Source organism: Flavobacterium sp. Root420 (genome assembly GCF_001427905.1).
In the GTDB taxonomy this organism is placed as follows: Bacteria; Bacteroidota; Bacteroidia; order Flavobacteriales; family Flavobacteriaceae; genus Flavobacterium.
This window is the reverse complement of sequence record NZ_LMEF01000032.1, coordinates 216567-230723: the sequence shown is the minus strand read 5'-3', so window position 1 is coordinate 230723 and position 14157 is coordinate 216567. Positions and strand designations below refer to the sequence as shown.

13 protein-coding genes are annotated in these 14157 nt (G+C 33.7%); 6 read left to right on the top strand and 7 right to left on the bottom strand.

Annotated elements, in window-relative coordinates:
- Positions 1-172 precede the first annotated feature (172 nt).
- The 6 genes from ASC72_RS21380 to ASC72_RS21355 all read left to right on the top strand — a co-directional run bounded on the left by ASC72_RS21380 (position 173) and on the right by ASC72_RS21355 (position 5506).
- On the top strand, positions 173-940 hold the full coding sequence (locus ASC72_RS21380; protein ID WP_026982801.1) for a ParA family protein: 768 nt from the start codon (positions 173-175) through the stop codon (positions 938-940).
- A 5-nt stretch (positions 941-945) separates the two neighbouring features.
- Positions 946-1854 carry a ParB/RepB/Spo0J family partition protein gene (locus ASC72_RS21375; protein ID WP_056195747.1) on the top strand — a complete coding sequence of 303 codons (909 nt, stop codon included), beginning with the start codon at positions 946-948 and terminating at the stop codon, positions 1852-1854.
- The gene (locus ASC72_RS21370) at positions 1854-2414 is read left to right on the top strand and encodes a DUF5683 domain-containing protein (RefSeq protein ID WP_056195745.1); all 561 of its coding nucleotides are present in this window, start codon (positions 1854-1856) and stop codon (positions 2412-2414) included. The genes ASC72_RS21375 and ASC72_RS21370 overlap by 1 nt, the downstream gene beginning before the upstream one ends.
- 40 nt (positions 2415-2454) lie before the next feature.
- The gene (gene dapB / locus ASC72_RS21365; RefSeq protein WP_056195742.1) at positions 2455-3156 is read left to right on the top strand and encodes a 4-hydroxy-tetrahydrodipicolinate reductase; all 702 of its coding nucleotides are present in this window, start codon (positions 2455-2457) and stop codon (positions 3154-3156) included.
- Positions 3157-3218: 62 nt separating this feature from the next.
- Positions 3219-4781: a signal peptidase I gene (gene lepB, locus ASC72_RS21360; protein WP_056195739.1), complete on the top strand. Its 1563-nt coding sequence runs from the start codon at positions 3219-3221 to the stop codon at positions 4779-4781.
- A 92-nt stretch (positions 4782-4873) separates the two neighbouring features.
- The gene (locus ASC72_RS21355; RefSeq protein ID WP_056195736.1) at positions 4874-5506 is read left to right on the top strand and encodes a WbqC family protein; all 633 of its coding nucleotides are present in this window, start codon (positions 4874-4876) and stop codon (positions 5504-5506) included.
- An 82-nt stretch (positions 5507-5588) separates the two neighbouring features.
- Here the strand turns inward: ASC72_RS21355 and ASC72_RS21350 are convergent, their stop codons facing one another.
- The 7 genes from ASC72_RS21350 to ASC72_RS21320 form a co-directional block, all read right to left on the bottom strand.
- Positions 5589-7751 (bottom strand): DPP IV N-terminal domain-containing protein, encoded by a 2163-nt coding sequence (locus tag ASC72_RS21350; protein WP_056195734.1) that lies wholly within the window; start codon positions 7749-7751, stop codon positions 5589-5591.
- A 152-nt stretch (positions 7752-7903) separates the two neighbouring features.
- On the bottom strand, positions 7904-8950 hold the full coding sequence (locus ASC72_RS21345; RefSeq protein ID WP_056195731.1) for an endonuclease/exonuclease/phosphatase family protein: 1047 nt from the start codon (positions 8948-8950) through the stop codon (positions 7904-7906).
- Positions 8951-8968: 18 nt separating this feature from the next.
- Positions 8969-9832 (bottom strand): rhomboid family intramembrane serine protease, encoded by an 864-nt coding sequence (locus tag ASC72_RS21340; RefSeq protein ID WP_056195728.1) that lies wholly within the window; start codon positions 9830-9832, stop codon positions 8969-8971.
- Between the two features lie 44 nt (positions 9833-9876).
- Positions 9877-10626 (bottom strand): rhomboid family intramembrane serine protease, encoded by a 750-nt coding sequence (locus ASC72_RS21335; protein ID WP_056195725.1) that lies wholly within the window; start codon positions 10624-10626, stop codon positions 9877-9879.
- Positions 10623-12536 (bottom strand): DNA mismatch repair endonuclease MutL, encoded by a 1914-nt coding sequence (mutL, locus tag ASC72_RS21330; RefSeq protein ID WP_056195722.1) that lies wholly within the window; start codon positions 12534-12536, stop codon positions 10623-10625. Before mutL ends, ASC72_RS21335 begins: the two co-directional genes overlap by 4 nt.
- A gap of 174 nt (positions 12537-12710) precedes the next feature.
- A complete protein-coding gene (gene ribH / locus ASC72_RS21325; RefSeq protein ID WP_056195720.1) occupies positions 12711-13283 on the bottom strand; it encodes a 6,7-dimethyl-8-ribityllumazine synthase in 573 nt (190 codons plus the stop codon).
- Between the two features lie 85 nt (positions 13284-13368).
- A complete protein-coding gene (locus tag ASC72_RS21320; RefSeq protein ID WP_056195715.1) occupies positions 13369-14148 on the bottom strand; it encodes a tetratricopeptide repeat protein in 780 nt (259 codons plus the stop codon).
- Positions 14149-14157 lie beyond the last annotated feature (9 nt).

Below are 14157 nucleotides of genomic sequence, written 5' to 3'. Positions count from 1 at the left end.
AAGAAAGGATAAAAAAGAATGAAATTTCGCTACTGTTTTTTATTCGTACAAAAATAAAATCTTCAAAACACGCACAAAACAACGGCTTCCCAAAGTTTAGCAAATGTTAACAAAATAGATTTTCAAAAACCATAAATAATTGTATTTTTACGGTTCAAAATTTAGAAAATAAATGGGCAAAATCATTGCGATTGCTAATCAAAAAGGAGGCGTTGGAAAGACTACTACATCGGTAAATCTTGCAGCCTCATTAGGTGTTTTAGAAAAAAAAGTATTATTGATTGATGCTGATCCTCAGGCAAATGCCACGTCTGGCCTTGGGATTGATGTAGAATCAGTAGAGATTGGTACATACCAAATACTTGAACATAGCCACACCCCAAAAGAAACCATCGTGAAATGTTCAGCTCCAAATGTTGATGTGATCCCTGCTCATATTGACCTTGTAGCCATCGAAATCGAATTGGTTGACAAAGAAAACAGAGAATACATGCTTAAAAAAGCATTAGAAAGTGTAAAAGACGAATATGATTTTATTATTATTGATTGTGCACCTTCTTTAGGTTTATTAACCCTGAATGCTTTAACAGCTGCAGATTCAGTAGTAATTCCTATTCAATGTGAATATTTCGCACTTGAAGGATTAGGAAAATTATTGAACACTATAAAAAGTATTCAAAAAATACACAACCCGGATCTTGATATTGAAGGATTGCTCCTTACAATGTATGACTCAAGATTACGTTTATCTAATCAGGTGGTTGAAGAGGTTCAAAAACACTTTAACGATATGGTTTTTGACACCGTTATTCAGCGAAATGTAAAATTAAGTGAAGCGCCGAGTTTTGGAGAAAGTATCATTAACTATGATGCAACCAGCAAAGGAGCTGTTAATTACATTAATTTAGCTCAGGAAATTATAAAGAAAAACAGCAAATAGTTTTTATGACAAAAGCAATTAAAAAACAAGCCTTAGGAAGAGGATTATCTGCATTATTAAAAGATCCGGAAAACGACATTACATCAGTAGAAGACAAAAATGCTGACAAAGTTGTTGGAAATATCATAGAGCTTGAAATAAGTGCTATCGAAATAAATCCGTTTCAGCCTAGAAGCAATTTTAATGAAGAATCTTTACGTGAATTAGCCACTTCTATTAAAGAACTTGGTGTGATTCAGCCTATTACTGTTCGAAAATTAGAATTCAATAAATACCAGTTAATTTCTGGAGAGCGTCGTTTACGCGCTTCCACTTTAGTAGGTTTAACACATGTTCCGGCTTATATCCGTATTGCAAATGACAATGAGTCATTGGTTATGGCTTTAGTTGAAAACATTCAGCGTCATGACTTAGATCCAATTGAGATTGCACTATCCTACCAACGTTTGATTGATGAAATTCAGTTGACTCAGGAACAAATGAGCGAACGTGTTGGAAAAAAACGTTCTACAATTGCCAATTATTTACGTCTTTTAAAATTAGATCCGATTATCCAAACGGGTATTCGTGATGGTTTCATCAGCATGGGACACGGTAGAGCGATCATCAATATTGAAGATTTAGATGTACAGACGGATATCTATCAAAAAATAGTAAGCCAAAATTTATCTGTCCGTGAAACGGAAGCTTTGGTAAAAAATTATCACGAAGGCGCAAAACCAAAACCAGAAGGAGAAGCAAAAGCAAAATCAGAATCTTCATTCCTGGTTAAAGAAACGCAAAAAAATACTTTCAACGATTATTTTGGTGCGAAAGTTGATATAAAAGTCGCCGGTAACGGAAAAGGAAAAATTACAATTCCTTTTAATTCCCAGGCTGATTTTGACAGAATTATAAAATTAATAAACGGATAGTGAATAAAATTGTCCCCATAAGTCTATTGTTCTTTCTTATAGGAACCGTTTCTCTTTTTGCCCAGGCAAAAAAAGACGCGGTTTTGGTTGTTAAAGACACTACTAAGTTACAGGAAATAGACCCGCTAACACCAGCAAAAGCTGCCTTTTACTCGGCAATTTTACCAGGTTTAGGTCAGGCATACAACAAAAAATACTGGAAAATTCCTTTAGTGTACGGAGCAATTGGTACCAGTTTATATTTTTATCTTGACAATAATAAAAAATACCACGATTATCGTGATGCCTACAAACGAAGACTTGAAGGCTACAACGATGATGATTATCAATTTTTAGATGAGAGCAGACTTATTGCCGGGCAAAAATTCTATCAACGAAACAGGGATTTATCTGCATTGTTTGTTGTAGGTTTTTATGTTTTAAACATTATCGATGCCAATGTCGATGCCGCTTTAATTCAATTTAACGTAAACGAAAGATTATCAGTACGTCCGGAAATTTATCCGGCAGATGTAACTTTTAAACCAAACGTTGGACTAACTTTTAATTACCACTTTTAAATAGCCTTTGTTACTATTTAAAATTCAAAAAATACATAAAATGAAAATTGCACTTTTAGGATACGGAAAAATGGGTAAAGTAATTGAACGAATTGCTTTAGAAAGAGGTCATGAAATTGTTTTAAAGAAGGATGAATCTAATACATATGACGGACTTTCGACTGCTGATGTTGCAATTGATTTCAGCGTTCCTACTGCTGCCGTAGATAATATATCCAATTGTTTTCATGCAAATGTTCCTGTAGTATCGGGAACAACTGGCTGGTTGGAACATTTTGATGAAATGGTTGCATTATGCAACGAAAAACAAGGCGGATTCATTTCGAGCTCAAACTTTAGTTTAGGAGTTAACATTTTCTTCGAACTGAACGAATATCTGGCCAAAATTATGTCACAATTTGATTCGTACAAAGTGACTATGGAAGAAATTCATCATACTCAAAAATTAGATGCTCCAAGCGGAACTGCAATTTCATTAGCAAAAGGCGTTATCGAAAATAGCAATTACGCAAATTGGACTTTAGACGAGGCTAAAACAAACGAAATTCATATTGAAGCGAAAAGAATTGGCGAGGTCCCGGGAACTCATACCGTAACTTACAATTCAATTGTAGACTGTATCGAATTAAAACATACTGCCCATAACCGAGAAGGTTTTGCTCTTGGCGCCGTAATTGCAGCTGAATGGCTTGCTGGTAAAAAGGGAATCTACAGCATGAAAGACGTTTTAAACTTAAAATAAATTTAAAGCTTAAAGTTAATCCAACGAATCGACTTTAAACTTGAAACTTTAAACAAAATATTATGACTTTATATCTTTGGTTTGTTTTTTTCTTAGCTGTTCAAATCATTCATTTTCTGGGAACCTGGAAATTGTATCAGACTGCTGGCCGAAAAAGTTGGGAAGCTGCGATTCCTGTTTACAATTCTATAATCCTAATGAAGATTATTGGCCGACCAACCTGGTGGACAATATTGCTTTTCATTCCGATTATAAACCTGATTATGTTTCCTGTTGTTTGGGTAGAGACACTAAGAACGTTTGGTAAAAAATCTACTTTAGATACTTTTTTGGGAATTTTTACTTTTGGCTTCTACATCTATTATGTAAACTATACTCAGAAATTAGAATATAATGCCAACAGATCGTTAACTCCTGAAAACAAAACTGCTGATACAATAAGCTCACTTCTTTTTGCTATAATTGTAGCGACACTGGTGCACACTTATGTAGTGCAACCTTATACAATTCCAACTTCCTCATTAGAAAAATCTTTATTAATTGGAGACTTTTTATTTGTAAGTAAGCTAAACTACGGGCCAAGAGTACCAATGACAACTATTGCATTACCAATGGTTCATGACTCTATTCCGCTAACAAAAAGAAAATCATACTTGAGCTGGCCGCAATTACCTTATTTTAGATTACCGGCTTTCGAAAAAATAAAGCGAACTGATATTGTCGTTTTTAACTGGCCGGTTGATACGGTACATTATTTTTATGAACCAAAAGGAAGACCGGGTGTTATAAAACCAATTGACAAAAAATCAAATTATGTTAAGAGATGTGTTGGTATCCCTGGAGATAGCTTATCTATAAAAGATGGTTATGTTTATATCAACGGAAAAAAATTAATTTTACCAGAAAGAGCAAAACCGCAATATTCATACAAAATAGCATTAGACGAAAAAACTCCAATTGATTTAGAAGCTCTTTTAAAAGAATTGAATGTTAATCTTGTCGATGTAAGAGGATTTAGAGACCCCGCTAAAAGAGATACCTTGTATATTGGTGCCTTAACAGAAGCTAATGCAGAACGAATGAAAACCATTCCTGGTATTACTGGTGTAGTACGGGAAATTGCAACAGGAAATGATGACAGAATCTTCCCTCACATCAATAAATGGAACGAGGATAATTACGGTCCAATCTATATTCCGGAAGCAGGAAAAACGGTTGCTTTAACAAACGAATCATTACCTTTTTACAAAGAGATCATCACAAATTATGAAGGTAATACTTTGCAAATAGACGGTTCTCACTTTATAATAAACGGAAAGCAAACTAACACCTATACATTCAAGCAAAACTATTACTGGATGATGGGAGACAATCGCCATAATTCAGAAGATAGTCGTTACTGGGGATATGTACCTGAAAATCACATTGTAGGAAAACCAGTTTTTATATGGTTAAGCTGGGATACTAACGGAAAAGGAATCAACAAGATTCGTTGGGACAGAGTTTTTACCACTGTTGATGGTGAAGGACAGCCACAATCTTACTTCAAATATTTCTTAATGGTACTTGCTGCCTATTTTGTTGGAGAATATTTCTGGAGAAAGAGAAAAGAAAATAAAGCATAAAATAAAAAATAGTTATTTTTAGTTTCAGGTTTCAAGTTTCAAGTTTATACTAACCTGAAACTTGAAACCTGAAACGTTTAAACAAAAAAGTCATGAATTCGTTATTACTTCCTACTTATTTTCCTTCGATTAGCCACTTTGCAGTTATGGCTCAATCTGAAAATATTACTTTTGAAATGGAAGATAATTTTCAAAAACAAACTAATAGAAACCGCACCTATATTTATAGTCCAAACGGAATTCAGTTATTGAATATTCCTGTTAAACATTCTAAAACTTTACATCAAAAAACAAAAGATGTTTTGATTGAAAATGAATTTGACTGGCAAAAACAACATTTTAAATCTTTGGAAGCAGGTTACAGAAGTTCCCCTTTTTTTGAATTTTTTGAAGATGATATTCGACCTGTTTTTGAAAAGAAACATACTTTTCTAATGGATTTAAACATGGAGGTCCTAAACATTGTTGCCAAATGTTTGAGAATGAAATTAGAATTCAGTAAAACAACCGAATATTTCATGGAAACAGAAAATATCTCTGATTTCAGATATTTGGCAAATGGTAAAAAAGACCCAAATTCTTTCGAAAAATACCCACAAGTATTTGATGACAAACACGGTTTTATAAATAACCTGAGTGTTCTTGATTTACTTTTTAACGAAGGTAAATTTGCTATGGATTATTTAAAAACGCAAAAAATACTTGTAGATTATTCTAACAAATAAAGGTCATTTTAAAATATAAAAAAAAAGGGAGAATTTCATTTACAGAAACTCTCCCTTTTTTATTTTTCTCTTGAGATTATTTTTATTTTGCGCCCGGAGGGCATTTTTCTTCTATAAATTTTATAAAAGTATCTATTAAATGTTGTCCGGTACCGGCACCCTCATAGATAGAATGCGAGCGATTTGGGTAAATCATTAAATTAAAAACTTTATCATATTTAATCAATTCATTTATCAAAACTTCAGCATTTTTATAATGTACATTATCATCGCCCGTTCCGTGAATATAAAGCAAGTTTCCTTTTAAGTTTTTTGCATGAGTCACCGGTGAAGCCTGAATATAAGCCGTTTCATTTTCATTTGGTAAGCCCATATAACGCTCTGTATATATATTATCATAAAAATGCTGATCTGTCACCGCAGAAATTGCTACTCCTGTTTTGTATATTTCAGGATATTGAAACATCAAATTTAATGTAACAGCGCCACCACCACTCCATCCGTGAACAGCAACTCTGTCTTTATCAATAAAATTCCATTTCAAAATTTCTTTTGCAGCCATTGCCTGGTCACGGGTATTGATAATTCCGATGTTTTTATAAATAGATTTTCTCCATTTTGTTCCTTTCAGAGATGGAGTTCCTCTATTGTCCAATGCAATTCCGATATAGCCTCTTGGAATCAACATATCAATAAATCCATTAAAATAAGGCATATCATTTGCCACTGTAGCCATTGGCTCCCCATAAACATAAAAGAACAATGGATATTTTTTTGCCGGATCAAAATCTAATGGTTTTGCCATTATACCATCCATTTCTATACCGTCACCAGTCGTAACTTTAAACTTTTCCAAAGAAAACTGATGCGACGGAGCTGTAAAAACATCTGCTTCTTTTGGTACTATTTTTTTATGGTCAGAAAGCGAAACCAATCTCGAATTTAGATTACGCTTGATATTAGAATTGGTATGTTTTGCATATGATCCGTCTGTAGAGAATTCATATTCATTTGTTCCTTCAAATACTTCCGGAGTAATTCTTTTTGTTTTTCCGGACTTCAAATTGGTTTCGTACAAATAACGCTGAGTCGCATCTGTCGGACTTGAAATGTAATAAATTGATTTTGTCTTGTCATTATATGCCTTAAAATATGCATCAAATTTACCGGTTGTAATTAGCTCTTTCTTTTTTCCATCTTTGCTAATTTTATAGATATGCATCCAACCATCAGCATCGGAGCTCCATAAAAAGGCTTTTCCATCGTCTACAAATTGACACGGAAAACCATCATATACTCCCGAAGAAATATCAAAAACATCAATCCACTGCGGTGATTTTTCCTGATAGATTAAATTTGCTTTTCCTGATTGGGCATTGCAATTATAAACAGAAGCCTGATTTTGATATCTGTTAAGCTGAATCACCATTACATCATCTTTGCCAACCCATTCCATACGAACCAAATAATTATTATCTGGCTCACCCGGAATATCCAGCCAATTTGTTTTTAAAGAAGCAGTATTAATCACTCCAATTTTCACAGAGGAAGGTTTTTCGCCCGCTTTAGGATATTCTACAGGAACTACAAACGGATACAAAGCATCTGTGTTATTGATCATTAAATGAAATTTTGTTTCTGAAGCGTCAACTCGCCAGTACGCAATACTTTTCCCGTCTGGACTCCAGCGAAAACCATCTCTGGCAGCAAGTTCTTCTTCATACACCCAGTCAAACGTTCCATTGATAACTTTATCTGTTCCATCAGTTGTTAAAGGCGTTATTTTGCCAGAAGCCAGATTTTCAAGATAAATATTGTGTTTCGAAACATAAGCAACATTTTCATTATCATTTGAGAATTTAGCAAACATTAGGGACGAAGATTCTAAATTGCCGCCTAATTTTCTTCCGTTTCCTGTTGCCAAATCAAAAAACCAGTAATCACCTTTTGTATTGGCTCTCCAAACTTTTTTTGAATTGGTATAAACCAATACTTTTGTTTTATTTTGATTCCATACTAAATCTTCTACTTCGCCGTCAAAACCAGCATTTTTTAATTGTTTATCTGTTAAGACTGTAGTCTTCTGATCTAATTTATCAACATCATAAACGACAATATTTGCTGCTGAATTTACCCAAAATGAATGCGAATTTGGAAGCCATTTTAATTCATTAATGTCAATGTCTTTCTGAGCCAATATGCTTGAGCAAACAAAAAGAAGTAATAAAAAACGTTTTTTAATCATGGTTTAATTGGTATTTAGTAGTTGTTACTTTCTTTAAGTTCCAAATCATTCAATCATAAATAGTATAAAAGTTTACGCAAAAGTTGGCAAAGCAATAAATTAAACCTTGTGAACTTTGGTAAACCTTATTGAACTTTGTAGTTAAAAATACTTTATTCAATTGAAAGTCGGGCCATAATAGGATAATGATCGGAGTTTTCGAAGTCAGAAAAGCTTTCAAACTGTTTGACCTTCATTTTACTGTCCGCAAAAATATAATCAATTCGCGCAGGATAATAACGGAATTTATAAGTTGCTCCAAAACCTCCTCCGGCCTCTTCAAAAGTATCTTTTAGTTTCCCTTTTATATTTCGGTATACATATGAAAATGGACTGTTATTCATGTCTCCACAAATAATAATTGGATTTTTACATTGCTTAATGTTTTCTTTAAACATTTCGGCCTGTTCTTGCTGTTGCCTAAAACCTTTACTAATTCTGGTATAAATTAGCTGTGATTTTTGCTGATTCACATTATCAATATCATTTGAAATTTTAGCAACATCAGGTGAAATTTTGATAGACTGTAAGTGCATATTATAAACACGAATGACATCTTTTCCACGTTTGATATCAGCGTAGATCACATTATTATCTGAATTAGGAAAAATAATATTCCCTTCATACAATATTGGAAATTTAGAAAAAATGGCCTGTCCTGTTTTAATCTGATTTCCATCTATAAAAATATAACGATGCGGATATACTTTTAAATCTATATGGGCAGAATTCGAATATTCCTGAATACACAAAATATCCGGATCTTTTTCGTCAATAAAAGTTTTAATGTTAGACGGAATATCATCGCGATCCAGCCATTTAAAAACATTAAAAAGACGCACATTATAACTCATTACAGAGAAGTCCTTTTCGTCTTTGATGTATTCTTTTGCAGAAAATTTATAAAACTTACTAATGAATGTAATTCCCGTCAGGAGAACTAAACCAGACAAAATAAGACGTTTTTTAAACTGAATGGCCCAATAAATAAAAAAGAATGCATTCAGCACAAAAAAAGCTGGCATAAACAGCGTCAGCACCGATAAAAGCGGAAAGCTTTTAGGTGCCAGAAATGGTAAAATATAGACACTAAATGTAAGGACAGTCAGCACTATATTCAAAAAGAACATTATTTTATTAAACCACGAAAGGTTTTTCATATTTTGTTGCTAAAAGGATTATTTTCCAGCTTTAAATAAAAACTCTTTTTCTTCTTTTGTCAGACAATCATAGCCGGACTGGCTGATCTTGTCTAAAATTTCATCAATTTGTTGTTGCGTTTTGTCTTTCGTAACAATTCTTGATGTCATTTTTTCAGTAGGTTTTTGATAATTTTTATGAACTTTTTTGAATGGGGTCGAAGGGGATTTTTTAAACAGATTTGCAAAGAAATCAATTGTTCTGGAAATAACAATACTCAAATCGGTTCCGTTTTGAAGTAATTTGATGTAGATAAATCCGAACAAAGCGCCAGCTAAATGCGAAATATGGCCGCCCATATTTTCTAAACGAAGCTGCATTAAATCCAGGATTAAAATTACAGCTGTAATATGCCACAATTTTACATTTCCGATCAATAATAAACGAACGCTCATTAGAGGCTGGTAGGTTGTTGCTGCCACTAAAATTGCCATAATTGCAGCAGAAGCACCAACTATAGAGGCTGAGTAACTTAAAAAATAATAACTTAATGCGAAAACAATTCCCGCGAAAATAGCACTTAAAATATATAATCCTAAATATTGTTTTTGCGTAAAAAAGGTCAGGAATAACTGGCTTGCAAAATTCAAAACCATCATATTAAACAACAAATGTAAAAATGACGAATGAAAAAAGGCGTAAGTTAAAAATGTCCAGGGTCTGATTAAAAAACTATTTGGATCTGATGATAAAGCCAGCCAATCCGGATAAGCAAAACCCCCGCCTGAATATTGATAGAAAAACACCAATGAAATCAGGAAACAGGCAATATTCCAGTAAATAACACGCAACGCAATTCCTCCTATTTTATATTGTAGTTTTAAATCATCTAAAATATTCATAAAAGCTTTCTTTAGTTTTTATAATTAGAACTTAAAGTTAAAAATTAATTCCAACGATTACTATTAAACTGATTTTTTTTCCAATACCACATAATCATAAATCCAAAAAAAGCACCTCCTATATGTGCATAATGAGCAATTCCAGATTCAAAACCCATAAGTGAACTTCCGAAGATTCCAAAGAAACCATCAAATAACAGCATATAAATTGGAACAAAATACTTTGCTTTTATTGGAATTGGAATAAACATGATCCCAAGCTCTGCATTTGGAAACATAAAAGCAAAAGCCACGAGCAATCCATACACTGCACCTGAAGCTCCTAAAACTGCTCCTGTGTAAGCTTCAACAAAATGTTTGTATTCCGACACAGTTAATATTTCTTGCCACCTAGTGTCGATTTTACCATCATTTAGTAAGCTGAGAATATCAACTTTATGAAAACCATTTGCCAATAAAATATTCAAAGCATCTTGATAAAAATAATAATTCACAGCAAAATTTACCAAAGCAGCACCTAAACCACACGAGATATAGAAAAACAAAAATTTCTTTCCTCCCCAAAAATGTTCCAAAGTTGATCCAAATGAATATAAAGCAAACATATTAAATGCAATATGAGCAAAACCGCCATGCATAAACATATGTGTTAATGGCTGCCAAAATTTGAATGCTGGATTTTCAGGGAAAAATAAAGCAAAATATTGTTCAGAAACTGGTACTAACTGAGAACCAATAAAAAAAATGATATTAATTATCAATAATTGTTTTACGACAGGTGTAATCTTCATCATATGGCAAACTTTTTATCTATATCTTCAACACGCATCGTGATGAAAGTAGGTTTTTGAAAAGGTGAAATATTGGGATCTTTACAGGCAAACAATCCGTTTACCAAATTATCTTGTTCTTTTTCGGTTAAATAAGATCCTGTTTTAACCGCTAAACTTTTAGCCATCGATTTGGCAATGGTATCATTCTGACTGTAACTACTGGCTGGAATTCCGTCCTGCAAATCCGTTAATAATTGTTCGATTACCAGTGAAACTTCACTTTCTGTAATATTTACAGGAATTCCTGATATTACAATGTGATCGGTCTGTGCCTCTTCAAAAACAAAACCTGTTGTTTCTAGGGAAGGCTTTAATTCTTCGATCAATGTCATTTCATCTGAAGAATAAAATAAATTCAACGGAAATAATAATTGCTGGCTCGAAGCCTGATTTACCGTCATGTTCAGCAAAAATTGTTCGTACAAAATACGCTGGTGTGCCCGTTGCTGATCAACGATAACCATTCCTGATTTTATAGGCGAAACAATATATTTTTTATGAATTTGATAGGTTTTCTGAGGTGCTGTTTCGACCTCATCATCATTAAACAAGGACGAAGTTACTTCTTCATTTTCAAAAGTAAAAGGCGAGCTTTCGATACTTTCGGTATCTAAACCAACATACAAACTTTCCCAACTTGCAGTTGGTTCTACTCTTTTAGAATATCCTGAGTACGAATTTGATCCGGAACTAAAACTGGAACCAGAAGAAGATCCCGATCCTGAAGAACTCGCTTTTGAATAATGCTGATTGGTTTTATCATCCGTAAACGGATTAAAAGTACCATCAACCTGAATCGTTGGTGTTTCGGCCTCTAAATCTTTATAATGATAAGGCGTATCTAAATTGGCATCCCGATCAAAATCAAGAACCGGAGCCACATTAAATTGTCCTAAACTGTGTTTTATTGAAGCTCTTAAAATAGCATATAAAGCTTGTTCATCATCAAACTTAATTTCTGTTTTTGTCGGATGAATATTGATATCAATAGTATTTGGCGGAACTTGCAGATATAAGAAATAACTCGGCTGTGAACCGTCTTTCAGAAGTCCGTCGTAAGCCGCCATTACCGCGTGATGCAGATAACCACTTTTGATAAAACGGTCGTTTACAAAAAAGAATTGTTCTCCTCTGTTTTTCTTGGCAAATTCAGGTTTGCAAACAAATCCCTGAACGTTTATGATCTCAGTATCCTCGTTTACCGGAACTAATTTTTCATTGGTTTTCCCAGAAAAAATTCCAACAACACGCTGACGATATCCCGCAGCGGGCAAATTGTACATTTCGCTGCCATTATGATAAAAAGTAAAATGAATATTTGGATGTGCCAAAGCTACACGCTGAAACTCATCCATAACATGGCGAAATTCAACTGTATCCGATTTTAGGAAATTACGACGGGCCGGAATATTAAAAAACAGATTTTTAACTGCAAATGAAGTTCCTTTAGGCAAAACTGCCGCTTCCTGAGAAACGAATTTACTTCCTTCGATTACGATATGCGTTCCAAGCTCTTCCTGATCTTGCTTGGTTTTCATTTCCATGTGCGCGATCGCCGCAATAGATGCCAAAGCTTCTCCACGGAAACCTTTTGTACACAATGAAAATAAATCTTCGGCCTGACGGATTTTAGACGTTGCATGACGCTCAAAACACAAACGCGCGTCGGTCACACTCATTCCTTTACCGTTATCAATAACCTGAACTAATGATTTTCCAGCATCTTTAATAATCAATTTAATGTCGGTTGCATCAGCATCAACAGCATTTTCTAAAAGCTCTTTTACAACTGAAGCTGGTCTTTGAACCACTTCTCCAGCGGCAATTTGATTAGCAACGTGATCAGGAAGTAATTGAATTATACTCGACATTTAAAATTTTAGATTGTAGATTAACGATTTAAGATTTGATTTAAAATCTAAACCAAGGTTTACAAATTTAATGAATTTCCGTTGGCTTTTTGAATAAGTGGTATCATAAAAAAAACAAAAAACCTATACTATTTTACACAGTATAGGTTTTAGTATTTTTAAAACAATTGTGTTTTATTCGTTCTCGATTTTTATTGGTGTTTCTTCAATTTGAAGCGCACCAGAAGTCAATAAAGGCTGATTAAAAGGATGTGACATTGAAGCCTGCTGACGAATATACGCCATCTTAATTGCTGCAATTGCCGCTTCGGTTCCTTTGTTTCCGTGAACTCCTCCACTCCTATCTATTGATTGTTGCATATTATTATCTGTCAAAACACAAAAAATAACCGGAATATCCGTTTGAACATTCAAATCTTTAATTCCTTGTGTAACACCTTCGCATACAAAATCAAAATGTTTTGTTTCTCCCTGAATTACACAACCAATTACAATTACGGCGTCAACATTTTGTGTTTGCAACATTTTCTTTGCGCCATAAATCAGCTCAAAACTTCCCGGAACATTCCAACGAATAATTTGCTGTAACGGTACATCACAATCCACTAAGGCATCAAAAGCGCCATTATATAATCCTTCTGTTATGGTTTCGTTCCATTCAGAAACAACAATCCCAAATCGAAAGTCTTTCGCATTTGGGATTGTGTTTTTATCGTATTCTGATAAATTTTTATTTTCGGTAGCCATCTTTTATATTTAAGATTTAGATTTTTCAATTTCAGATTGTAAAAATACAAATCTAAAATCTAAAATCTGAACTCAATAAATAATATTATTGCGCTAATCCAATCAATACATCAACAGAAGCTGCTTCTGGAGTTGCATCGAAGTTTTCTTTAATATCAGTTAAATATTTCAAAGCGTCTTCTTTTTGACCTAAAGCCAAAGCTGTTTTACCAGCTTTTAATAAGAAACGAGGCGTTGTGAAATCATTTTTATTTGACTCAGCTGCTTTTACATAATACTCTAAAGCTTCTTTTTGTTGATTTTTTTGAGAATAAGCATCTCCGATTGCGCCTTTTGCCAAAGCACTTAAAATCATGTCTTCAGATTTAAAGTTACCTAAGTATTTAATAGCGTCATCAAATTTACCTGTATTCAAATAGGCCATACCAGCATAGTAATTTGCTAAGTTTCCAGCATCAGTTCCAGAATATTCATCAGCGATTTTTACGAATCCGAATTTACCTTCAGAACCATTCAATGCTAATTTATATAATGAATCACTTGCAACACCGTCAGTCGCTTTTTGAAAGTTTTGTTGAGCAACAAACATTTCGTTTGCAGCCTCATCTTGCTTAGGAGCTTCGATAAATTTTTGGTAAGCCAAATATCCAATAGTAGCAACTGCAATACCAGCAACTAAACCAATAATGATTTTTTGATTTTTAGCAACCCAATCCTCAGTTCTTGAAGCAGTTTCATCTAATTTAGAAAAAACACCAGCTGTTGTACTGTCTTTTTCGTCAATGATTACCTGTGTTTCTTCATTTACTTCTTTAACTTCCTTTTCTTTTGGTGCTTTATATCCTCTTTTATTGTAAGTAGCCATTTAAAATTA